We start from the raw sequence: 21,209 nt of genomic DNA on the forward strand, positions 1-21,209 counted from the left end.
GATACCCAACTGGCTGAACTATAAGAGAGGCCGTCTGAAAGATTTTGGCGGCAAGCGTGCAAAGACTTCGGGTTAATCCCGTTATAATGCCGAATCGTTTCTGTATAAGGAATCCGTTATGACCACAATCCGTTTGAACGGCCAAGCCGCAGGCGTGAACAATATCTACTGCATCGGCCGCAATTATGTTGACCATATCGCCGAATTGAAAAACGAAACGCCCACCGAGCCGGTGGTGTTTATGAAGCCCAACAACAGCATGCTTGCCCATGGCGGCACCATACGTTTGCCGCATTACAGCCAATCGGTGCATTACGAATGCGAAATGGTGCTGTTTATCGGGCAGGATTCAGACGGCCTCGACAGCCGTGATTTAAGCGGCATTGTGGCCGGATACGGCGTCGGCCTTGATTTGACCGCCCGCGACGTTCAAAGCCGTCTGAAAGAAAAAGGGCTGCCGTGGACGAAAGCCAAAGGTTTCCGCGGCGCGGCGTGCGTATCGGATTTTGTTGATGCCGCCGCGCTGCCGCAAGCGCAGGATTGTGTGTTTACCTTGACTGTGAACGGCGAGTTGCGCCAAAAAGGGCAAACATCCCACATGATTTACCCGATTGCCGCCATTTTGCGCGAACTGGCCGAAAGCTACGGTTTGAAAGCCGGCGATGTGGTGTTTACCGGCACACCGGCGGGCGTGGGCGAACTGCATGCTGGTGACAAGTTGGAATTGGATTTGGCCGGCGTGGTGCGGGCGCATTTTGATGTGGCTTGAGAGGCCGTCTGAAAAGGAAAAACATGAAACCCGTACAGTTTTTTGAACTTGCCGCTTCCGTGCTGAAGCGTTTGGATATGCTGCTGCCGCCCGAAACGGCCGAACCGGATTGGAACGCACTGGCCTACCGTTGGCAGAGCATAGGCAGAAAAGGCCTGCTCGAAAGCCTGCCCAATCCGCACACTTTTCCGCTTAAACGGCTGGCGGCGGTGGACAACCAAATGCACAGGCTGGTGCGCAACACCGAGCAGTTTTTAACCGGCCGCCCCGCCAACAACGTATTGATGACCGGCGCGCGCGGCACGGGAAAATCGTCGTTGGTGAAAGCCCTGCTGCACGAATACGCCGACCGCGGCCTGCGCCTCATCGAAGTCGATAAAACCGATTTGATTACCTTGCCCGCATTGCTGCCGCTGCTTGAAAAACGTGCTGAAAAATTCATCGTGTTTTGCGACGACTTATCGTTTGAAAGCGGCGACGAAACCTACAAAGCCCTGAAAACCGCGCTGGACGGCGGTTTGTCGCAGCGGTGTGCCAATGTGCTGGTGTATGCCACTTCCAACCGCCGCCACCTGATGCCCGAATATATGGACGAAAACCAAGCCTTTACCGGCGAGCGCGGCGAAGGTCACCCCAAAGAAGCCGTTGAAGAAAAAGTGTCGCTGTCCGACCGTTTCGGTTTGTGGCTCAGTTTTTACCCGTTCGACCAAAACGATTATCTCAAAGCCGTAGCAAACTGGCTGGAAGATTTTGGCTTGCCCTACAACGAAGCCGCACGCAAAGCCGCGCTCGATTGGTCGCTCACACGCGGCAACCGCTCCGGCAGAACGGCATGGCAGTTTGTGTGCGATTGGGCGGGCAGGCCGTCTGAAGAACGCGAGGCATAGCCCTGCGATCGTGTTGCTCACTAGGCAGTTTAACCATATCGGAATTTTTCTTTTACCATTTTCAAAAAAAATAGGCTGAGACCTTTGCAAAACCCTCAGATGTGGATGCAGTTCAAGGCGTAGCAGCGCAGCGAGTGCAGACATATCATACAGATAGGCAAACGGGCGAGCAGCGCACAACGCAGAAATGCGCCGCAGATGGGGGTTTTGCAAAGGTCTCAGGCCGTTTTTTTTATTTGAAAAAACAGATATTTGTTTAAAACCGCTAAACTTTGTTAAAAAATAATGCAAAAAAATGCCGTTTCGCTGTAAGAAACTGGAACGTGCCCCGTCTGTTAGGCATGACTTTTTTAATAAGGCATGTCTGATTATCCGGTCATGCCGAATATATTGCTTAACCGTTTGTGTGTATTTTGAAAATAATGAAAGGAACCTAAATGTTTAAACAAACACTGATCGTTGCAGCTTCTTTACTCGCTTTGGCCGCTTGCTCTCCTTCCAACGAAACCGCGCAAGCCGAACAACCCGCCGCCGAAGTGGTGCAAGCTGTGCCGCAAACCCCTGCCAATTGGGAAGTGTCTGATGCAGGTATCAGCTTTTTGAGCAGCAAAATCAACAAACAACTGGGCAGCATTACCGAACAGTCACGTTTTACCGCCAGCCAAGCCGTGTTGGATAAAGACGGCCAGTTCAAAATGGAAATTGATTTGAGCAGCGTTAACACCGGCATCGAAATCCGCGACCAACGCTTGAAAGACTGGGTATTTGAAACCGCCAAATTCGCCAAAGCCAACGTAACCGGCACCGTAGATGTGGAGTCTGTGAGCAAGTTGGCATTGGGTGAAACCATCAACCTGAAACAGCCTTTGGTTTTGGATATTCACGGCAAGCAAATCAATCTTGAAGCTGATTTGTCTGCACAACGCGTGAGCGCAGACAAAATCATGGTCAGCACCCTCAGCCCCGTATTGCTCGACGTGAAAGCCATGGACATGACCGGTGGCGTGGCCAAACTGGTTGAAGTAATGGGCTTGAGCTCCATCGTTGAGCAAGTGCCCGTATCGTTCAACGCCGAATTTACCCGTAAAGAGTAATCAGGCATTCAAAACGGATATTCATTCTTTTATTCCCTTTTAATCGACCGTAAGGCCGTCTGAAAAAACTTTTTCAGACGGCCTTACGGTTTTGTGTTTGAAGGTAGTGCGGGAATATAGTCAATCCTCTTAAATTTCATAACAAAACCGCCATGCTCGCGCTTGATCCGAGTATCTCCCAAACTTGCTGAAACTCAAGATACTCGGGTCAAGCCCGAGTATGACGGACGTACTATTTTTAAGTTGATCCACTATAGTTAATCCACTTAACTTTTTAATTTTTAATACGGCGTTGCTGCGCCTTAGCTTTTGGCTATACATGGTTTTTAATAAAAAAGCCGTCTGAAATAATTTCAGACGGCCTCGTGTGGCATCACACGGTTAGTTTGACTTACCCAAAGCCTCCAACACTTTGGCGGCTACTTCGCCAACAGCCACGCTTTGCGCTTCGCTGTCGGTGCGCTTGGCGTATTCGACGTTGCCTTCTTTGAGCGCGCGGTCGCCGATAACGATGCGGTGCGGAATGCCCAACAGCTCGGAGTCGTTCAGCAACACGCCTGCGCGTTCGTCGCGGTCGTCGAGCAACACATCCGCGCCTTTGGCCAACAATTCGGCGTAGAGTGTGTCGGCAGCTTCGCGCACGGTATCGGATTTTTTGTAGTTCATCGGCACGATCACCACTTCAAACGGTGCCATCGCATCTGTCCAAATGATGCCGCGTTCGTCGTTGTTCTGCTCAATGGCGGCGGCCACGATGCGGGTGATGCCGATGCCGTAGCAGCCCATTTCCATGATTTGCGCTTTGCCGTTGTTATCGAGGAAGGTGGTGTTCAGGGCTTTGGAATATTTGTCGCGCAGTTGGAAAACATGGCCGACTTCGATACCGCGTGCCAGTTTCAGACGGCCTTTGCCGTCGGGGCTGGGGTCGCCTTCAACCACATTGCGCAAATCGACAAACTCAGGTTCGGGGCAGTCGCGACCGAAGTTGAAGCCGGTGTAGTGGTAGTCGTCTTCATTGGCACCGATCACGGTATCGGCCAGTTTTTCAACGGCAAAATCGGCATACACTTTGCCGGCGAAACCGACAGGGCCGAGCGAGCCGCCGTTGGCGCCGAAGGCCGTCTGAACGGCGGCTGGGGTAGCCATGGCCAAAGGTGATTTCACGCCGGCGAGTTTTTCGGCTTTGATGTCGTTGAACTCGTGATCGCCGCGCAACAGCAGCAACACCAATTCGCCTTCTTCTTCGCCTTCCACCACGATGGATTTGAGCGTTTTTTCAATCGGCACGTTCAAAAACGCCACCAAGTCGGTGATGGTTTTTACATTCGGCGTGTGCACTTTGGTTAAGGTTGCGGTGGCGGCGGCGCGTTCGCCTTGTTGCGGCAGGGTCGGTGCCAGTTCGACATTGGCGGCGAAATCGGATTGGTCGCTGTATGCGATTACGTCTTCACCGCTTTCGGCCAGCACTTGAAATTCGTGCGAGCCGGTGCCGCCGATGCTGCCGGTGTCGGCGGCTACGGGGCGGTAGTTCAAGCCCAAGCGGTTGAAAATGCGGCAATAGGCATCGTACATAGGCTGATAGCCGTCGCGCACCAGCGATTCATAATCGCTGTGGAATGAATAGGCATCTTTCATCACAAATTCGCGTGCGCGCATCACGCCGAAACGGGGGCGGACTTCGTCGCGGAATTTGGTTTGGATGTGGTAGAAATTTTTCGGCAGCTGTTTATAGCTGGTGATTTCTTTGCGCACGATGTCGGTAATCACTTCTTCGCAGGTGGGACCCATACAGAAATCGCGGTCGTGGCGGTCTTTCAGGCGCAGCAGCTCTTTGCCGTAAAATTCCCAGCGGCCGCTTTCCTGCCACAATTCGGCGGGTTGCACCACCGGCATCAGCAGCTCCACCGCGCCGGCACGGTTCATTTCTTCGCGCACGATGTTTTCGACTTTACGCAATACGCGCAAACCCATAGGCATCCATGTGTACAAACCCGAAGCATTGGCTTTGATCAGCCCGGCGCGCAGCATCAGTTTGTGGCTGGCGAGAGCGGCTTCGGCAGGGGCTTCCTTTAAGGTGGAAATGAAAAATTGACTGGCTTTCATGGTGTGGTTTCGCGTGAAAAATAAAAACCGCCATTTTACCGCAATGCAGACTTTTCGGCAGCGGTTTGATGCGGCTTGGCGGGAGGAGTTGCAGCAAGAAATAATGAATGGCAATTTCAGATGGCGAGCAGGGTAGAGGGCTGTTCAATAAAGGTATCAGGCCGTCTGAAAACCTTAAAAGGCGTTTTCAGACGGCCTCGATAGCCGATGCGCTCAATAATCGGAGATGGATGCGGGCGTTGTTATTGTTGGTGCAGCTTGTTAACGTATTCGACTTCTTCGCGGCTGCCCATTACCACCGATACGCGCTGGTGCAGCCCTTCGGGTTGGATGTCGAGCATATTTTGAACGGCATTGCTGCTGGCTCCGCCCGCCTGTTCCAATACCAAGCTTAAGGGGTTGGCTTCGTACATCAGGCGCAGTTTGCCGGGTTTGCCGGGGTCGCGTGCGTCTTGCGGATACATAAACACGCCGCCGCGCATCAGAATGCGGTGGATTTCGGCCACCATCGAGGCCACCCAGCGCATATTGTAGTTTTTGCCGCGCACGCCGGTGTCGCCCGCCAAGAGTTCGGCAATGTATTGCTGCATGGGCGGGAACCAATGGCGCTGGTTCGACATATTGATGGCAAATTCTTTGGTTTGCTCCGGCACTTTGGGTTCGGCTTGGGTTTGCACGAATTGGCCGTCTGAATCGAGCGTAAACACAAACACGCCGTGTTTCAAGGTAAACACCAGCTGGGTTTGCGGGCCGTAGAGCACATAGCCGCTGCCCACCTGTTTGCGGCCTTTTTGCAGGAACGATTCGGTGGTCAGTGCGCCTTCGGGTTTGGCGAGAATCGAGAAAATCGTGCCTACGGAAATATTCACATCAATGTTGGACGAGCCGTCTAAAGGGTCGAACAAAACGAGATAAGCACCGTTTTCGTTGCAGGTAACAAATTCGTCTTCTTCTTCGCTGGCCAAGCCCGCCACATTCGGGTTGGCTTGTAAAACGTGTATAAGGATGTCGTTGGCAATCACATCGAGCTTTTTCTGGTCTTCTCCCTGAACATTGCCCGTGCCGGCCTCACCCAACACGCCGGCCAATGCGCCCTGACGCACTTTGCCGTTGATTTGGGCGCAAGCGGCGACAACGGATTCGAACACGCTGCCTAAGGCATTGGGAATATGGTGGTGATTTAAATGTTGGGGCAGAAATTGCGATAGGGTGGTCATGTTTTTCTCACTTTTGCGGAATGGTTTTCAGGCGGCCGGCCGATGCAGCTGCGGCCTTGGGGCACAGGTGTCGGACATTATATTTTATTTTGAGTGTTTGGCTAAGAGGCCGTCTGCATCGTTTAAATATTGTAATAAAGCAACGCGGCAGGCATATTCATGACTACAATACTGCCGCAAATATGCCGACTGCGGCTTCTCACAAGTTTGGATACCTTTGCACCCCCCGTCTGCGGCTTGTTATTGAGTTGAGTGGTGCTGAGATTTCGGCTTGTTGCGGCATACACGGCGTTCAGACGGCCTCTGCCGCCGTTTCGACGATATGGTTCGATAAGATTTTTATTTTTTAAGGATACCCCATGATAACGATTCTGATTGTTCTCGGCCTGATTTTTCTGTTTGTCGGCTTGCTCGGCACCATTTATCCCGCCATTCCGGGCTTGGGGCTGATGTTTGCCGGAGCATGGCTGCTCGGATATGCAGGCGATTATCAGGTTGTTACCACCAACACGCTGATTTTTCTGGCGGTGGTAACGGTGTTGGGTACGGCTACGGATTATGTGGCGGGTATGCTGGGCGCGAAATTTACAGGTGCCAGCAAGCAGGCGGTGTGGGGAGCATTGATAGGCGGGTTGGTGGGCGCGTTTTTCTCGCTGCCCGGGCTGCTGCTGGGGCCTTTGGTGGGCGCGGGTGCGGGCGAGCTGTGGGCGCGTAAGGATTTATGGGCGGCAGGCAAAGTCAGCGTCGGCACGTTTATCGGTTTTATCATCGGCGTGGTGGCCAAATTAGGCTGTGCGATCACCATATTGCTCACATTGATAGTGGTCGGCATCGTGGGCTTGGTTTGATGCCTTAGCATTAACGGCAAAGGTCTTATCCGGCATACCTGATTTTTTATTCCCCTTTAAATACAGCATTCTGCATATGCCGGATTGGACTTGAAAAACAAACAGGGTAAACTCTGCCGAAGCCGCCGTGCCAAAAGGCGGCAACAACCATAAACCATAACCACAGGAAAATACAAATGGAACACAAATTACCCGAACTGCCGTATGCCTTGGATGCTTTGGAACCCCATCTTTCTAAAGAAACTTTGGAATACCACTACGGCAAACACCACCAAACCTACATTACCAATCTGAACAACCAAATTAAAGGCGGCGAATTTGAAAATGCTTCTTTGGAAGAGATTGTGAAAAAATCTTCCGGCGGCGTGTTCAACAATGCCGCGCAAACTTGGAACCATACTTTCTACTGGCTGGGTTTCACCCCCAAAGGGCAAGGCAAGCCTTCGGGCGAGCTGGCTGCGGCCATTGATGCGAAATGGGGCAGCTTCGAGCAGTTCCAAGAAGCGTTCAATACCTGTGCCGCAGGCACGTTCGGCGCAGGCTGGGCTTGGTTGGTGAAAACACCTTCCGGCGAGCTGGATTTGGTTTCCACTTCCAACGCCGCTACCCCGTTAACCACCGAAAACACCCCGTTGCTCACTTGCGACGTGTGGGAACATGCTTACTACATCGACTACCGCAACAGCCGCCCCAACTACTTGAAAGGCTTTTGGGAAATCGTTAACTGGGACGAAGTAGCCAAGCGTTTTGCCGCTTAAGCATCGAAACGGTTAACGCGGCAAAAACGCCGCTACGCTAACTGAGCGTAACCTTGAAGGCCGTCTGAAAACCCCTGTCGTTTTCAGACGGCCTCAATCTTGATAAGATGCCCGCATCTTTTGATTCTTTTATTTCGGACAAAACCCTATGTGGCGGTATATTTTTCATCGTCTGCTTTTGCTGGTGCCCACGCTGTTGGGCATCTTGGCGGTAACGTTTGCCGTGATCCAGTTCGTGCCCGGCGGGCCGGTGGAGCAGATGGTGCAGCAGCTCACGCAAGGCGGAGTCGGCGGCGAAACGGCAGCACAGGCCGGCGGCGTATTGAAGCGCGGGGGCGGCTTGAGTGCCGACGATATGGCCGCGCTCAATGCTTTATACGGTTTCGACAAACCGCCGCTCACGCGCTTTTTCGATATGGTATCGCGTTTTGCCCGTTTTGATTTGGGCGAAAGCTTTTTCCATCATCAAACGGTGCTGGAATTGGTGAAAGAAAAAATGCCGGTGTCGATGAGCTTGGGCTTGTGGACTTTTTTTCTAACCTATTTAATCTGCATTCCGTTGGGCATTGCCAAAGCAGTGCGCGACGGTTCACGGTTTGATGCGGTATCGGGCATCGTGATTTTGGTGGGCTACACCATTCCGCCTTTTGTGCTGGGTTTGGTGTTGCTGGTGTTGTTCGGCGGCGGCAGCTTCTTCGCATGGTTTCCGCAGGGCGGTTTGGTAAGCGATGATTGGGAAACACTCGGTTGGGGTGCGAAAATAACCGATTATCTGTGGCACATGGCTTTGCCGATCACCGCTTCGGTGGCGGGCAATCTGGCGGTGATGACGGTGCTCACCAAAAATGTGTTTCTCGAAGAAATCCGCCGCCAGTATGTGTACACTGCCCGCGCCAAAGGTTTGCCGGAAAAGCAGATTTTAATGAAACATGTGTTCCGCAACGCTATGATTCCGCTGATTACCGGCTTTCCCGCCGCCTTTATCGGCGCATTTTTTACCGGCAGCCTGCTGATTGAAACGCTGTTTTCGCTCGACGGCTTGGGTTTGCTCTCTTATGAATCGGTAATTAAACGCGATTATCCGGTGGTGATGGGCACATTGTATGTGTTTACGCTGATGGGTTTGCTGGCGAAGCTGCTGTCGGACATTTCTTATTCGTGGGTAGATCCGCGCATTCACTTCGGCGGGCAGAAATAACCAAAGGCCGTCTGAAATTTTCAGACGGCCTTTAATACATTGAATAAATAGAGAGAACAATTAACCCAATTTACCGCGGTTAATCAGCGTGAGCGGTTCGTTGACATCGAAGATTTTGTAAACCACCTCGTTGATACCGAATGTTTTCAAACGGGCGGAATGCTTTTCCACATAAGCCAGAGCGGTTTCTTCGTTTTCAAAAAGATAAATTCCGCCGGCCTCTTGGTTTTTCTCGCTTTCCGTCCATACTTTCCAAATAAAGCCCGGTTCCTGATTAATCGATTCGGCAAGTTCGCGAAGTTGGTCAGCCATTTCCGAACCGAACGGCCCGTGGAAGCTAAAATGCATTTGCAGTAATTTTTTCATTTCTGTTCCTTATCGACAATAGGCGGAAATTACATATTCCGCTCACATTTAACAGTATAAACACAAATTGCTGTGGCAGGGCCGTCTGAAAACCGTTATCCTTTTCCACGGTTTTTATTACGGTTAATGATATGCGACTTGATTCCTTACGAACCACATGGCAGGCATTCAAACAACACAAACGCGGCTGGCTGGCCTTGAGGCTGCTGGCCGTGTTGTTTGTGATTGCTTTGGCCGCGCCGCTTTGGAGCAACGACAAACCGTTATGGATACACTACAACGGCCAATATTACTTCCCGCTCGTCAACACCTATCATGAAACCGAGTTCGGCGGCGATTTCGATACGCCCGCCGATTACCTCGATCCGCTGATAAAGCACAACATCACCGGCGGCGGCAATTATGCCGTTTATCTGCCCAATCCTTATGATGCCGACACTCTCAACGATTTCGACAGGCAGCCCGACCCCGCAAGGCCGTCTGAAACGCATTGGCTCGGCACCGACGACCGCGGGCGCGACGTGTTGGCACGGTTGGTGTACGGCTTTCGCGATTCGCTGCTGTTTGCGCTGGCCTTAACTGCCGTAACCACCTTTATCGGCGTGTTGGCGGGCGCGGTACAAGGCTATTTCGGTGGCAAGGTCGATTTGGTAATGCAGCGGTTTTTGGAAATCTGGGGCGGGCTGCCCGAGCTTTATTTGCTGATTATCTTATCGTCGTTTTTCAATCCCGGCCTGCTGGTGCTGCTGGTAATTCTGTCGCTGTTCGGCTGGATGGGCTTGTCGGACTACGTGCGTGCCGAGTTTCTCAAAAACCGTCAGGCCGATTATGTGCTGGCGGCAAAAAGCATGGGCGTGGGCAACCGCACGATTATGTGGCGGCACATTCTGCCCAACAGCTTAACGCCGGTGCTGGCGTTTCTGCCGTTCCGCATTTCTGGCGCGGTGCTGGCCTTAACCAGCCTCGACTTCCTCGGCTTGGGCGTACCCGCTTCGCAAGCCAGCTTGGGCGAACTGCTGGCGCAAGGCAAAGACAATCTGGACGCATGGTGGATAGGCTTGTCGGCCGTCGGTGCGCTGACGGTGATGCTGTTGCTGCTGGTGATGATTGGTGAAGGGCTGCGGTATGCGTTTGATGTTAGGGCGCGGACATAAAACAGATAAAGGCCATTTCCCTATCAATATTTAAAAAAGCATTGATTTTGTATTTCTCTTGGCATATGGAAAGTAATGATGGAAGTAGATAAGTTTAAGGATTTTTTCTGTAATTTTAGAATGTTAAGGGAAAGAGTGATGAATCAATCGGATTTTCAGCAGCAGTTTGTTAAGTTTTATGATGAGTTTAGATGTTTATATGAAAAACAACCTGAGCAGAAAGCAAAAGCTGAGATTGATTATTCTATAAATTTGGATGCTTCTGAATTAAAAAAATTTTTGGATGCTTATCGGGAGAGAGATGATGCCTTATTTCGGGCAGGAATGCAGATGAACCTTTGGCAGTTTGTGAGAATAGGCAGATCGGAGCTGAAAAATTGTGAAGTTTTAGGCTGGTTGATGGACGAAAAAGGCGATCACGGCTTGGGGAAATGTTTTTTATTGAATCTATTGAAATTTATTGATAAAGAAAACCGCTTGGGTTCGGTAATTGATTATTTAAGATATGAATCTTATGCAACTCAGTTTGAGATTTGTCAATACGGTAATATCTCCGAACGCATAGATATCGTGATAAAAAGCCGAAGCACCTGTTTGTTTTTGGAAGCGAAAGTAGACGCTAATGAGGCAATAAATCAGCACAGCAGCCAATTACGGCGTTACTGGGAACGTTTGAATAAGGAAATGGCATCACAAAAACATTTGCTATTTCTCACGAAAAATAAACAACTTCCACATGATACATTGCTGCACAATAAAGTGATTTTGCTTTCTTGGCAGGAGATTGCTAAATGTTTAAGGCAAACAATTTCTTCGTATTCACACTATTCTCCATATCAGCAGGTTATTTTTAACCAATTGATTAATCACTTTGCATCGCTATAAAGGATTTTAAAATGAACAATACTGAGCACGAACTGGCTAAACTGGTTTTGAAAAATTTGGATATGGTTGAAAAATCCTACGATTTTTTAAGAAAGATTGATGACGATTTTTTGGAGAAAATAGATAAAAAATTTCAAGAATGGAATGAGAAGACAAAATCAAATAACAATTGGCCAAGGAATCTTGGTAAAAAAAAAGAAGAAGAGGCAATTTGGTTTGATTGGGATATGAAGACGGGGTCTAAAAAAATTGATACATACATGAAAGATCCTTCTTGGCTAAGTCTGTTTACGGATTTGGTTCGTTATGATGATGGGGAAGTTATTCAAACAGGCATAAAATTTGGTTTTAAAGCAGGTTTTTTTAATTTAGATAACGCAGGTGCAAAAAAATTTATGCAAGAACAATTTGAAAAATATATAAATTTGCACCAAGCTGGTTTCCAATATATTGCATATGCTAAAGACGAGAGAGAGATATTTTTACCTGTTAAACTTGATTTAGAAAAATTAATAGAAGAGTATCCTGATTATGAGGATGCGTTGCAGCCATTTGAAGATGCTTTGAATATCGTTGATGAACATATGTCAATTTTTGAAAGTATTGCCAAAGATTTAATAGAGAAATATTTTAAAAAAGAATATCAACAAGAAGAATAATATTTAAGTAAATGAACATTCTCGAAATCCAAAACCTAAACGCCTCTTTCCCTGGCAAGCAGGTGCTGTACGACATCAATCTCAATGTCAAACAAGGCCGCAAGCTGGCGATTGTAGGCGAGAGTGGCAGCGGCAAAACCGTGTTGGCGCAGGGCATCATGCAGTTGAATCCGGCGGTGTCGTTTGAAGGCCGTCTGAAATTCAACGGCGAAAACCTGCTCGATAAACCTCCGCGCGCGCTGCAAAAATGGCGCGGCAGGGAAATCGGTATGGTGTTTCAGGAACCGATGACGGCTTTGAACCCCGTGATGCGAGTGGGCAAGCAGATTGCCGAAGTGCTGACGCTGCATCTGGGTTTGCCGCCCAAGCAGGCATGGGCGCGGGCGGTGGAATTGCTGGCGGAAACGGGTATTCGGAATCCCGAAGAGAAAGTGTCTGCCTTTCCGTTTCAGCTTTCGGGCGGTCAGCGGCAGCGGGCAATGATTGCGATGGCGGTGGCGGCGGAGCCTAAATTGCTGATTGCCGACGAGCCGACTACCGCACTGGATGTGGCCGTGCAGGCGCAGATTCTCGATTTGCTTGCGCGCTTGCAGGCCGGCCATAACATGACTTTGGTGTACATCAGCCACGATTTGAACTTGGTGCGCCGTTTCGCCGACGATATCGCGGTGATGCGGCACGGGCGGATTGTCGAACAGGGTGAGGCCGCTCAGGTGTTTGCCCGTCCGCAGCACGAATACACCAAAATGCTGCTGAACGCCGGCGCTGTGAGGCAGGTGCAGACTGTGGCCGAAGGTGCCGAAACCGTGCTCGAGGCGGAACGTATCAGCGTGGCCGTGAGCGAGCAGGCAGGGTGGTTTAAAAAACGGCGCAAAATGCTGCTCGAACCGGTGTCGTTCGATTTGAAAGCGGGCGAAACGCTGGGCATTATCGGCGAAAGCGGCAGCGGTAAAACCACGCTGGCCAAGGCGGTGATGCGTTTGATGGAGTCGGAAGGCCGTCTGAAAATCAACGGGCAGGCTTGGCAGCCGTTGTTGCGTAAAGAAGTGCAGATGGTGTTTCAAGACCCGTTCGGCGCGTTCAACCCGCGTATGAATGTGTTTGAGATTGTTTCCGAAGCCCTGCGCGTGCACGAGCCGAAAATGAGCCGCGAAACCATGCGCTCCCGTGTGGTGGAAGTGCTGCAACAAGTCGGCCTGCCCGAAGATATTCTCGACCGCTATCCGCATGCTTTTTCAGGCGGCCAAAGGCAGCGGCTGGCGATTGCCCGTGCCATTATCGTGCACCCGAAGGTGCTGGTGCTCGACGAACCCACCAGCGCGCTCGATGTGCAGTGGCAGCAGCAGATTTTGGCATTACTGGCTGATTTGCAAAGCAAACACGGTTTGAGCTTAATCATCATCAGCCACGATTTGGCCGTTATCCGCGCCTTGTCGCACCGCGTGATGGTGTTGAAAGACGGCCGGGTGGTGGAGCAGGGCGAGTTGGAAGCGGTGTTTGCGAAACCCGATGCGGACTATACTCAAAAACTATTAGCCCACAGCAGCCCTTGAAATTTTGTCTGCCAGCCCCTATGCTAACAGCCATGAGCTAATCGAATGGCTTTCATTCACCACCATTTAAAGGAAAATAACATGAGCAGCAACTTAATCGTACACGCTACCGATGCTACATTCGAGCAAGACGTTTTGAAATCAGACGTACCCGTATTATTGGACTTTTGGGCTCCGTGGTGTGGCCCCTGCAAAATGATCGCCCCGATTTTGGACGAAGTGGCCGCCGAATTTGAAGGCCGTCTGAAAGTGGTTAAGGTAAACATCGACGAAAACGAGCAAACCCCGAGCCAATTCGGTGTGCGCGGCATTCCGACGCTGATGGTGTTCAAAGACGGCCAAAACGTGGCCACTAAAGTGGGCGCTTTGGCCAAAGGTCAGTTGGTTGCGTTTGTAAACGCTTCAATCTGATACCTGAATACTTCGGTATTCGAATCAATAAGCAAAGGCCGTCTGAACATTTCAGACGGCCTTTGCTTATTTTACGATATATTCATTGAAACCGTTTGTGTTGTTTATTCAAAACAGTGATTTAACCGCCGCTTCAATATCGTCTGCACGCATAAAGGTTTCGCCAATCAGGAAAGTGCGGACGCCGTGGCTTTGCATAAAATCGACATCCTCTTTATTGCGGATGCCGCTTTCGGTTACGACGGTTTTGCCGCTTAGTTCGGGCAATAAATCCAATGTTTGCTGTAAAGAAACATCGAATGTGCGCAGGTTTCGGTTGTTTACGCCCCAAAGCGGAGTGGTCAGGCGGCGGCATTTTTCCAATTCGGAAGGGTCGTGCAGTTCGAGCAATACCGACATGCCCAGCGCATGGGCGGTTTGTTCGAAACGCTCCAACTCTTCGGCTTCGAGAGCGGCGGCAATCAGCAAAACGGCATCCGCACCCCAAGCGCGGGCTTGGTAAATCTGGTAGTCGTCGATAATAAAATCTTTGCGCAACACGGGCAGCGAAACGGCTGCTTTAACCTGTTTCAAATATTCGGGCGAACCTTGGAAATACTGTTCGTCGGTCAACACCGACAAACATGCGGCTCCGGCGCGCTCGTAAGCCCGTGCAATATCAACCGGATTGAAATCGGCGCGAATCAACCCTTTGGAGGGGCTGGCTTTTTTGATTTCGGCAATTACTGCGGGCAGGCCGGCGCGGTGTTTGGCGTGAATAGCATCGGCGAAGCCTCGGGCAGGCTCGGCATCGGCGGCTTGGCTGCGGATGGTTTCAAACGGCACGGCGGTTTTGGCGGCGGCCACTTCTTCGGCTTTGGTGGCAAGGATTTTATTCAAAATATCAGACATAATCGGCTTTCTTAAAAGTTTTTTCAGACGGCATTTCGGTTTTGCGGCTGCGCTTTCCGTCAAGCGCAAACCGGGCGGCGGCGTTTTAAAATTCAAAACGGCAACATACGGCAGGCCGTCTGAACCGAAGGCGGAGATTGTCGAAGTATAAAGACATGGCCGCTCTAAAACAAATATTCAATCGTTTTGCAACGGCATAAATGGCGTGCCATCATTTTTTCTGATGGAAGCCATTTAAAGAAAGCATTTTACATGCGGCAGATGCTTAAACTACATTCGTCAGCTGTTGCCGTCAGGCCGCATCAGGCTGCAAAACCGGCAACCGTCATATTCGATAGATTCACGATAAGAAATAAACTGAAAAGGAGAAACCATGTCCGACAAGCTGATTTTGGTATTAAACTGCGGCAGCTCATCGCTGAAAGGCGCGTTGATCGACAACCATAGCGGCGAAGTAATTTTAAGCTGCTTGGCCGAAAAGCTCACAACCCCCGAAGCTTATATTACGTTCAAGTATTTCGAGCATCCGCATGTTCGGCCGGTTGACCGCGGTTCGTGGTTCGTAAACAGGAAAGACGGCGAAAAACACGAAGTGAGCCTGTCGGGCAGGCACGACCATACCGGTGCGGTGGAAGCTTTGTTGGAAGAATTGAAAACACATGACCTGCAAAATCTGGTTCAGGCCATCGGCCACCGTGTGGTGCACGGCGGCGAAAAATACAGCGGTTCGGTGGTAATCGACGACGACGTTATCGCCACGCTCGAAGAATGTATTCCGCTCGCCCCTCTGCACAATCCCGCCAACCTTACCGGCATCCGCGCGGCACAAAGCATTTTCCCCGGCCTGACCAATGTGGGCGTGTTTGATACCGCCTTCCACCAAACTATGCCCCAACATGCCTACACCTACGCCGTGCCGCAGGAGCTCTACCGCAAATACGGTTTCCGCCGCTACGGTTTCCACGGCACCAGCTTCCGTTACGTTGCCCCTACCGCCGCTAAAATTCTCGGCAAAGACGTTACCGATTGTTCGCTGGTGATTGCCCATTTGGGCAACGGCGCATCGGTGTGTGCGGTGAAAAACGGCGAATCGAAAGACACCAGCATGGGCGTTACCCCGCTGGAAGGTTTGGTGATGGGCACGCGCAGCGGCGATATCGACCCCAGCACTTATTCGTTTTTGGCCGAAAACGCCGGCATGGACATCAAAGCCGTTACCGATTTATTGAACAAAAAATCCGGCCTGCTCGGTATTTCCGAGCTTTCCAACGATTGCCGAACCATTCAAGAGGCAGCGGAAGAAGGCCATGAAGGTGCAAAGCTGGCTTTGGAAGTGATGACTTACCGTTTGGCCAAATACATTGCCGCTATGGCGGTGGCCACCGGCGGCATAGACGCTTTGGTGTTTACCGGAGGAATCGGCGAAAATTCGGATGTCGTGCGCAGCAAAACCGTCGGCTATCTGGGTTTTATGGGGCTGACCATCGACGAAAAAGCCAATGAAGCCACCCGTTTCGGCGCATCGGGCATGATCAGCCAAGCCGGATACAGCCCTGCCGTTTTGGTGGTGCCGACCAATGAAGAGCGGATGATTGCCATGGATACAGGCCGTTTGTCGGGTTTATCCGATTAACCGACGGATAACCATAGTCAATCAACTTGATTTTACTACGGCGTTGCAGTGCAACAGCTTAAAGAGAACGATTGTTAAGTTGCCACAGCGGCAACAGAATCGGCTCCGTATCCCTTATCATGTCTGAGGCTTGCCGCCTAGTATTCAAAATAAGTTGATTGACTGTGCAATCATGAATGCATCAGTTTGAACTTAAAAAAGCTGAGTTCTGTTGCCCACAGAACTCAGCTTGAAAAGACTGTTTGAGAGATTCTTAAACTCGTTCAAATATTGGATAGCAGTTCAACGTTCAGACGGCCTCGTTAATATGAACACTTGTTACCAATAACCCAAAACTTTCCACCATATACCGCCGATAACCACAAACACCAGCAGGTTGACGACGCTCATCACGAAGCCGGCTTTCCACCACTCGCCGAGCGTGGTATAGCCCGAGCCGAAAATCACGGGCGACGTGCCGGTGGCGTAGTGGGTAAGCGTCATCATGATGCTGGAGGCGGCTGCCATCAGCAGGGCGAACAGCATGGGCGGTGCACCCAAGGCGATACCGGCGGCGTAGAAAGCGCCGAGCATGGCGGTGATGTGGGCGGTGGTGCTGGCAAACATATAGTGCGCGTACATATAGGCCAGCAATAACAGTGCCGATGCCCCTACCCAGCCCAAACCGAGATGTTCGATGCTGTTTTCCAATACGCCGGAAAACCATGCGATCAGGCCGAGTTTGTTCAAGAAAGTGGCCATCATCACGAGCGCGGCGAACCAGGTTACGGTGTCCCACGCGCTTTTTTCTTTGAGGATGTCGTCCCAAGACAGCACGCCGGAAAGCAGCAGCAGCGAAAGGCCGATAAAGGCGGTGGTGGTGGCATCGACTTTCCAACCGCTGCCGAACAGCATGGCAGGCACGCCCGCCCACAAGATCAGCAGCAGCGCGAAAATGCCGAGCATGATTTTTTCACCGCGGTTCATCGCTCCCAATTCGTTCAGCCGTTCTTTGGCAAACTGTGCGGCGTTCGGTGTTTCTTTGATTTCGGGCGGATAGATGAAATAGAGCACCAACGGCATCAAAAACATCGCGGCCAAACCGGGCAGCAGCATGGCCAGCGCCCAAGTGCCCCAGCTCAGATGAATGTCGGAATTAGTGGCTTTGGCGATGATGTCGACCACCAGCGGGTTGGGCGCGGTGGCGGTGATGAACATGGCCGAAGTAATCGGATTGCTGTGGTAGTTGACCAAAGCCAGATATTTACCGATGCGGCCTTGCGTGCCTTTTTCGGGGTCGGAATCGTAACTGGAGGCAATCGCTTTCATCACGGGGTGGATAATACCGCCGCCGCGTGCGGTGTTACTCGGCGTAACGGGGGCGAGCAGCAGCTCCGACAAGGCCAGGCTGTAACCGATGCCTAAGGTTTTTTTGCCGAACAGGGAAATAAACAGATAACCGATACGCGCGCCCAAGCCGGTTTTCAGAATGCCGCGCGAAATCATAATGGATACGCCAATCAGCCAAATCAACGGGCTGGCGAAACTGCTCAAAGCATCTTTAATGGCATCGGCGGGCTTTTCGGCGGTAACGCCGGTAACGGCCACCAGCATAATCGCCACCATCGAAAGCGCACCAATCGGCATGGCTTTGCCGATAATCGCCGCAATCACGCCGACAAACATCGCCAGCAGATGCCATGCTTGGGGTGTTACACCTTCGGGCACGGGAATAACGAACCAAATCAATAAGGCCAACCCTACTGCAATGGCAGCGGGTATTGGTTTAAAGCCGAGTTTGTTGTCCATATCGGTATCCTTTTTTAGGTTGGAACGGAAAACATCGCTTGAATATTATTTTTGAATATAAATCCTTGCTTATTCTACCGAAAAGGCCGTCTGAAAAGAATTGCAGCTTTCAGACGGCCTGCTGTCTTTGACAAATGATTTGCGCAAGATCAAATAGCCATTTATATGGGATGGTGTTTTATGGTTGCGAATGAATACATATATAGTCAATCAACTTAACTTCTGCTACGGCGTTGCTGCGCCTTGAACGGCATCCGCCTTCAGGGAGTTTTGCAAAGATATCGGGTTTTTTATAAAAGATTTGTTGAAGAGAAGTTAAGAAATGCTTGTTTTGATGTTTTTATTCATCGTTAAAAAGCAGTTGTTTGATTTATATCAAGCAGGGGCCTCAAAGCATTTTGTGATAAAAAATAATGTTTTCAGTGTGTTAAATATGAAAAAAATCAAACTTTAATCGACATGATTTGCTGGAAGCCCGCTGTGTTTCGTGTAAAATCGCATAAGTGAAAATTTATATCAACCTTAACAAATTGAAACTTTATTTAATATACGGATAGCTTGAGGCAGGATAATTTGGGTTTTTGAGAAGTATGCCGAAAGCAACGTGTTATACGGGTTTCAAAAGGTTTAGCGTTTATGATTACGATTTTATATTTCGGTGTGCTGAAACAGAACCTGAATACTGCCCGCGAAAGCTTGGCGTGGGCGGGCGGAAACGGACATGATCTGCTGGCATTGCTGCGCGCGCGCGGCAGCGAATGGGAAAGCGCGTTGGCGGAAGACAGGATTTTCCGTTTGGTGGTAAACAAGAAAATCGGCACATGGGAAGACGAGATACCGGATGGGGCGGAAGTGGGGTTGCTGCCTCCGGTAACGGGGGGCTGACCATGAAAGCGGTTATCAGGGTTCAAACCGAAGATTTCAACCTGCAAAGCGAATATGATGCGCTGTTGGCAAAGGGAGCCAACACCGGTGCGGTCGCGGGTTTTGTGGGTTTGGTGCGCGACCGCGATACCGAAACGCCTTTGGCGCATCTTTTTTTAGAGCATTATCCCGAAGTTACCGAAAACGAAATCGCCCGTATCGTTCAGACGGCCGCGCAACGCTGGCCGCTGAGTGCGTGTACGGTGGTGCACCGTGTCGGCAGTTTGTCGGCCGATGACCAAATCGTTTTGGTGCTGACGGCGTCGGAGCACCGCAAGGCGGCATTTGCGGCTGCTGAATTTATTATGGACTACTTGAAAACCGAAGCACCGTTTTGGAAGAAGGAAACTTTTTCAGACGGCCTCGAGCGTTGGGTAGAGGCCAAACAAAGCGATGCGGAGGCTGTGTCTCAATGGGAGAAATAAACGATGACGGTAAGTGCATTGATTATGGCCGGCGGCGAAGGCCGGCGCATGGGCGGGCAAGACAAGGGATTGATGTTGTGCGGGGAAAAGGCTTTTATCGATCATGTTATTGATGCGGTTAACCCGCAGGTTGACAATATTGCCATCAGCGTGAACCGCAATATGGAAGAATACGCACAACGCACGCCGCATGTGTTTGCAGATGCGCGCCAATGGCAGGGTTTGGGGCCGTTGGCGGCGTTGGGTACGGCGGCAAGCGATATCCAGTTGGCGAAAGCGGATTGGCTGCTGATTGTGCCGTGCGATACCTTGAAGCTGCCGCCCGATTTGGTTGAGCGGTTTCTTCAGGCCGCAGGGAAACATACTTCGGCCCATGCTTTTTTTGCCGAAACGATATCGAAAAAGCATTACAGCGTGATGTTTGTGCGGCCGCAAACGCTGCAAAGCACGCCTGATTACCTGCAAACGGGTTTGCGCACGATGCGCGGTTGGTTGGAGCAAGAACATGCCGTGCCGGTGATGTTTCCCGACGACGCAGCGTTTATGAATTACAATTCGCCTCAGGATATGGAAGTTGTGCCGTGTTGATGCCGGTTGGCTGATGCGGGCAAACTATGCCGCACAATCTTTTTGATATCGGTTGTTATTACGGATGAGGCCGTCTGAAACCATATTTTCAGACGGCCTTGTTTTATTTAACGGCGGCGGGTTGCAACGTTAGCCCGGCAAGCGCAAAGATCAGGCTTTTTCTGCGTATTGTTTCAATAATTCGCGGAAGGCGTCGCCGGTTTCAGGGTGCTTCAAACCGTAGGCGAGGGTAGCTTCCAGATAACCGATTTTGCTGCCGCAGTCGTAGCGGGTGCCTTCGAAATTATGTGCCAGCACAAACTCGTGATCCAACAGGCGGGCTATGCCGTCGGTAAGTTGGATTTCGTTGCCTGCACCGCGCGGCAGGTTGGTGAGCAGGTCGAAAATACGCGGGGTGAGAATGTAGCGTCCGACCACGGCCAGATTGGAAGGTGCTTCTTCGGGCTTGGGTTTTTCAACGATATTGGTGATGCGTTTGTAGTTTTTGAGGTTTTCGATTTCAACGATACCGTATGAGCCGGTTTGCGAGGGGTCGACGGTTTCTACGCCTAAAACGCTGTTGCCGGTTTGGTTGTAGATATCCACCATCTGCTTCAATGCGCCTTGCGGTGCGTCGATCAGGTCGTCGGCCAGAATCACGGCAAACGGGTTGTCGCCGACGGCGGCTTTGGCGCATAACACGGCATGTCCCAACCCCAATGCTTCGGCTTGGCGGATATACAGGCAGGTAATTTCGGGCGGCAGAATGTCGCGCACATGTGTCAGCAGTTTTTCTTTGTTGCGCTGCTCCAGCTCGGTTTCCAGTTCGTAGGCTTTGTCGAAGTGGTCTTCGATGCTGCGTTTGTTGCGGCCGGTTACGAACACCATTTCGGTGCAACCGGCGGCCACGGCTTCTTCTACGGCATATTGGATCAAAGGCTTATCAACAATCGGCAGCATTTCTTTGGGGCTGGCTTTGGTGGCCGGCAGAAAGCGCGTGCCCATACCGGCAACGGGAAATACGGCTTTTTTAATCGGTTTCATTGTGTCTCCTTATAGATAGTGGGGATAGGACAACT

21 protein-coding genes and 1 pseudogene are annotated in these 21,209 nt (G+C 51.0%); 15 read left to right on the forward strand and 7 right to left on the reverse strand.

What is annotated here, in order from left to right; genetic code table 11:
• Nucleotides 1-118 precede the first annotated feature (118 nt).
• A complete protein-coding gene (locus LVJ88_RS04480; RefSeq protein WP_085417747.1) occupies nucleotides 119-769 on the forward strand; it encodes a fumarylacetoacetate hydrolase family protein in 651 nt (216 codons plus the stop codon).
• Between the two features lie 23 nt (nucleotides 770-792).
• On the forward strand, nucleotides 793-1,656 hold the full coding sequence (locus tag LVJ88_RS04485) for an ATP-binding protein (RefSeq protein ID WP_085417748.1): 864 nt from the start codon (nucleotides 793-795) through the stop codon (nucleotides 1,654-1,656).
• Nucleotides 1,657-1,728: 72 nt separating this feature from the next.
• Here LVJ88_RS04485 and LVJ88_RS12595 read toward each other — a convergent pair.
• Nucleotides 1,729-1,908, reverse strand: a pseudogene (locus LVJ88_RS12595) (ATP-dependent exonuclease); the annotation flags it as partial.
• A gap of 185 nt (nucleotides 1,909-2,093) precedes the next feature.
• Here LVJ88_RS12595 and LVJ88_RS04490 point away from each other — a divergent pair.
• The gene (locus LVJ88_RS04490) at nucleotides 2,094-2,750 is read left to right on the forward strand and encodes a YceI family protein (protein WP_054598572.1); all 657 of its coding nucleotides are present in this window, start codon (nucleotides 2,094-2,096) and stop codon (nucleotides 2,748-2,750) included.
• Nucleotides 2,751-3,131: 381 nt separating this feature from the next.
• On the opposite strand, the gene LVJ88_RS04495 is transcribed toward LVJ88_RS04490, so the two are convergent.
• Both LVJ88_RS04495 and LVJ88_RS04500 read right to left on the reverse strand, forming a co-directional pair.
• A complete protein-coding gene (locus LVJ88_RS04495) occupies nucleotides 3,132-4,853 on the reverse strand; it encodes a proline--tRNA ligase (RefSeq protein ID WP_085417749.1) in 1,722 nt (573 codons plus the stop codon).
• Nucleotides 4,854-5,095: 242 nt separating this feature from the next.
• Entirely contained in the window at nucleotides 5,096-6,070 is a 975-nt protein-coding gene (locus LVJ88_RS04500) for a class 1 fructose-bisphosphatase (RefSeq protein ID WP_085417750.1), read from the reverse strand.
• 359 nt (nucleotides 6,071-6,429) lie between these two features.
• On the opposite strand from LVJ88_RS04500, the gene LVJ88_RS04505 reads away from it, so the two are divergent.
• The 3 genes from LVJ88_RS04505 to LVJ88_RS04515 all read left to right on the forward strand — a co-directional run bounded on the left by LVJ88_RS04505 (nucleotide 6,430) and on the right by LVJ88_RS04515 (nucleotide 8,874).
• Nucleotides 6,430-6,918 (forward strand): DUF456 domain-containing protein, encoded by a 489-nt coding sequence (locus LVJ88_RS04505; protein ID WP_085417751.1) that lies wholly within the window; start codon nucleotides 6,430-6,432, stop codon nucleotides 6,916-6,918.
• A gap of 176 nt (nucleotides 6,919-7,094) precedes the next feature.
• On the forward strand, nucleotides 7,095-7,676 hold the full coding sequence (locus LVJ88_RS04510; protein WP_054598576.1) for a superoxide dismutase: 582 nt from the start codon (nucleotides 7,095-7,097) through the stop codon (nucleotides 7,674-7,676).
• Between the two features lie 148 nt (nucleotides 7,677-7,824).
• On the forward strand, nucleotides 7,825-8,874 hold the full coding sequence (locus LVJ88_RS04515; protein WP_054598577.1) for an ABC transporter permease subunit: 1,050 nt from the start codon (nucleotides 7,825-7,827) through the stop codon (nucleotides 8,872-8,874).
• A gap of 60 nt (nucleotides 8,875-8,934) precedes the next feature.
• Here LVJ88_RS04515 and LVJ88_RS04520 read toward each other — a convergent pair whose 3' ends face one another.
• Nucleotides 8,935-9,240 carry a monooxygenase gene (locus LVJ88_RS04520; protein ID WP_085417752.1) on the reverse strand — a complete coding sequence of 102 codons (306 nt, stop codon included), beginning with the start codon at nucleotides 9,238-9,240 and terminating at the stop codon, nucleotides 8,935-8,937.
• 131 nt (nucleotides 9,241-9,371) lie between these two features.
• On the opposite strand from LVJ88_RS04520, the gene LVJ88_RS04525 reads away from it, so the two are divergent.
• The 5 genes from LVJ88_RS04525 to trxA all read left to right on the forward strand — a co-directional run bounded on the left by LVJ88_RS04525 (nucleotide 9,372) and on the right by trxA (nucleotide 13,902).
• Nucleotides 9,372-10,394, forward strand: coding sequence for an ABC transporter permease (locus tag LVJ88_RS04525; protein WP_085417753.1), 1,023 nt, complete (start codon nucleotides 9,372-9,374; stop codon nucleotides 10,392-10,394).
• 75 nt (nucleotides 10,395-10,469) lie between these two features.
• On the forward strand, nucleotides 10,470-11,279 hold the full coding sequence (locus tag LVJ88_RS04530; protein WP_085417754.1) for a PD-(D/E)XK nuclease family protein: 810 nt from the start codon (nucleotides 10,470-10,472) through the stop codon (nucleotides 11,277-11,279).
• A gap of 11 nt (nucleotides 11,280-11,290) precedes the next feature.
• On the forward strand, nucleotides 11,291-11,938 hold the full coding sequence (locus tag LVJ88_RS04535) for a hypothetical protein (protein ID WP_085417755.1): 648 nt from the start codon (nucleotides 11,291-11,293) through the stop codon (nucleotides 11,936-11,938).
• Between the two features lie 11 nt (nucleotides 11,939-11,949).
• Nucleotides 11,950-13,491, forward strand: a complete 1,542-nt coding sequence (locus tag LVJ88_RS04540; RefSeq protein WP_085417756.1) for an ABC transporter ATP-binding protein — start codon at nucleotides 11,950-11,952, stop codon at nucleotides 13,489-13,491.
• An 81-nt stretch (nucleotides 13,492-13,572) separates the two neighbouring features.
• Nucleotides 13,573-13,902, forward strand: a complete 330-nt coding sequence (gene trxA / locus LVJ88_RS04545; protein ID WP_054598580.1) for a thioredoxin TrxA — start codon at nucleotides 13,573-13,575, stop codon at nucleotides 13,900-13,902.
• 108 nt (nucleotides 13,903-14,010) lie between these two features.
• Here trxA and trpC read toward each other — a convergent pair whose 3' ends face one another.
• On the reverse strand, nucleotides 14,011-14,793 hold the full coding sequence (trpC, locus tag LVJ88_RS04550) for an indole-3-glycerol phosphate synthase TrpC (RefSeq protein WP_085417780.1): 783 nt from the start codon (nucleotides 14,791-14,793) through the stop codon (nucleotides 14,011-14,013).
• A gap of 373 nt (nucleotides 14,794-15,166) precedes the next feature.
• On the opposite strand from trpC, the gene LVJ88_RS04555 reads away from it, so the two are divergent.
• Nucleotides 15,167-16,426 (forward strand): acetate kinase, encoded by a 1,260-nt coding sequence (locus LVJ88_RS04555; protein WP_085417757.1) that lies wholly within the window; start codon nucleotides 15,167-15,169, stop codon nucleotides 16,424-16,426.
• Between the two features lie 318 nt (nucleotides 16,427-16,744).
• Here the strand turns inward: LVJ88_RS04555 and LVJ88_RS04560 are convergent, their stop codons facing one another.
• Nucleotides 16,745-18,214 (reverse strand): DASS family sodium-coupled anion symporter, encoded by a 1,470-nt coding sequence (locus LVJ88_RS04560; RefSeq protein WP_085417758.1) that lies wholly within the window; start codon nucleotides 18,212-18,214, stop codon nucleotides 16,745-16,747.
• A 636-nt stretch (nucleotides 18,215-18,850) separates the two neighbouring features.
• Here LVJ88_RS04560 and LVJ88_RS04565 point away from each other — a divergent pair.
• From LVJ88_RS04565 to mobA, 3 genes are read left to right on the forward strand one after another with little or no spacing between them, the layout of a single operon-like run.
• Entirely contained in the window at nucleotides 18,851-19,099 is a 249-nt protein-coding gene (locus tag LVJ88_RS04565) for a MoaD/ThiS family protein (RefSeq protein WP_054598583.1), read from the forward strand.
• Between the two features lie 2 nt (nucleotides 19,100-19,101).
• The gene (locus LVJ88_RS04570; RefSeq protein WP_054598584.1) at nucleotides 19,102-19,563 is read left to right on the forward strand and encodes a molybdenum cofactor biosynthesis protein MoaE; all 462 of its coding nucleotides are present in this window, start codon (nucleotides 19,102-19,104) and stop codon (nucleotides 19,561-19,563) included.
• 3 nt (nucleotides 19,564-19,566) lie between these two features.
• Entirely contained in the window at nucleotides 19,567-20,151 is a 585-nt protein-coding gene (mobA, locus tag LVJ88_RS04575; protein ID WP_085417759.1) for a molybdenum cofactor guanylyltransferase MobA, read from the forward strand.
• 150 nt (nucleotides 20,152-20,301) lie between these two features.
• On the opposite strand, the gene galU is transcribed toward mobA, so the two are convergent.
• On the reverse strand, nucleotides 20,302-21,174 hold the full coding sequence (gene galU, locus LVJ88_RS04580; RefSeq protein ID WP_054598586.1) for a UTP--glucose-1-phosphate uridylyltransferase GalU: 873 nt from the start codon (nucleotides 21,172-21,174) through the stop codon (nucleotides 20,302-20,304).
• Between the last annotated feature and the right edge of the window lie 35 nt (nucleotides 21,175-21,209).

It is taken from the genome of Neisseria dumasiana, from assembly GCF_022870885.1.
In the GTDB taxonomy this organism is placed as follows: domain Bacteria; phylum Pseudomonadota; class Gammaproteobacteria; order Burkholderiales; family Neisseriaceae; genus Neisseria; species Neisseria dumasiana.

What these genes read in the sequence shown, in the direction of transcription:
- LVJ88_RS04480 (WP_085417747.1), top strand. Translation starts at nt 119, where the DNA reads ATGACCACAATCCGTTTGAACGGCCAAGCCGCAGGCGTGAACAATATC.
- LVJ88_RS04485 (WP_085417748.1), top strand. Translation starts at nt 793, where the DNA reads ATGAAACCCGTACAGTTTTTTGAACTTGCCGCTTCCGTGCTGAAGCGT.
- LVJ88_RS04490 (WP_054598572.1), top strand. Translation starts at nt 2,094, where the DNA reads ATGTTTAAACAAACACTGATCGTTGCAGCTTCTTTACTCGCTTTGGCC.
- LVJ88_RS04495 (WP_085417749.1), bottom strand. Translation starts at nt 4,853, where the DNA reads ATGAAAGCCAGTCAATTTTTCATTTCCACCTTAAAGGAAGCCCCTGCC.
- LVJ88_RS04500 (WP_085417750.1), bottom strand. Translation starts at nt 6,070, where the DNA reads ATGACCACCCTATCGCAATTTCTGCCCCAACATTTAAATCACCACCAT.
- LVJ88_RS04505 (WP_085417751.1), top strand. Translation starts at nt 6,430, where the DNA reads ATGATAACGATTCTGATTGTTCTCGGCCTGATTTTTCTGTTTGTCGGC.
- LVJ88_RS04510 (WP_054598576.1), top strand. Translation starts at nt 7,095, where the DNA reads ATGGAACACAAATTACCCGAACTGCCGTATGCCTTGGATGCTTTGGAA.
- LVJ88_RS04515 (WP_054598577.1), top strand. Translation starts at nt 7,825, where the DNA reads ATGTGGCGGTATATTTTTCATCGTCTGCTTTTGCTGGTGCCCACGCTG.
- LVJ88_RS04520 (WP_085417752.1), bottom strand. Translation starts at nt 9,240, where the DNA reads ATGAAAAAATTACTGCAAATGCATTTTAGCTTCCACGGGCCGTTCGGT.
- LVJ88_RS04525 (WP_085417753.1), top strand. Translation starts at nt 9,372, where the DNA reads ATGCGACTTGATTCCTTACGAACCACATGGCAGGCATTCAAACAACAC.
- LVJ88_RS04530 (WP_085417754.1), top strand. Translation starts at nt 10,470, where the DNA reads ATGATGGAAGTAGATAAGTTTAAGGATTTTTTCTGTAATTTTAGAATG.
- LVJ88_RS04535 (WP_085417755.1), top strand. Translation starts at nt 11,291, where the DNA reads ATGAACAATACTGAGCACGAACTGGCTAAACTGGTTTTGAAAAATTTG.
- LVJ88_RS04540 (WP_085417756.1), top strand. Translation starts at nt 11,950, where the DNA reads ATGAACATTCTCGAAATCCAAAACCTAAACGCCTCTTTCCCTGGCAAG.
- trxA (WP_054598580.1), top strand. Translation starts at nt 13,573, where the DNA reads ATGAGCAGCAACTTAATCGTACACGCTACCGATGCTACATTCGAGCAA.
- trpC (WP_085417780.1), bottom strand. Translation starts at nt 14,793, where the DNA reads ATGTCTGATATTTTGAATAAAATCCTTGCCACCAAAGCCGAAGAAGTG.
- LVJ88_RS04555 (WP_085417757.1), top strand. Translation starts at nt 15,167, where the DNA reads ATGTCCGACAAGCTGATTTTGGTATTAAACTGCGGCAGCTCATCGCTG.
- LVJ88_RS04560 (WP_085417758.1), bottom strand. Translation starts at nt 18,214, where the DNA reads ATGGACAACAAACTCGGCTTTAAACCAATACCCGCTGCCATTGCAGTA.
- LVJ88_RS04565 (WP_054598583.1), top strand. Translation starts at nt 18,851, where the DNA reads ATGATTACGATTTTATATTTCGGTGTGCTGAAACAGAACCTGAATACT.
- LVJ88_RS04570 (WP_054598584.1), top strand. Translation starts at nt 19,102, where the DNA reads ATGAAAGCGGTTATCAGGGTTCAAACCGAAGATTTCAACCTGCAAAGC.
- mobA (WP_085417759.1), top strand. Translation starts at nt 19,567, where the DNA reads ATGACGGTAAGTGCATTGATTATGGCCGGCGGCGAAGGCCGGCGCATG.
- galU (WP_054598586.1), bottom strand. Translation starts at nt 21,174, where the DNA reads ATGAAACCGATTAAAAAAGCCGTATTTCCCGTTGCCGGTATGGGCACG.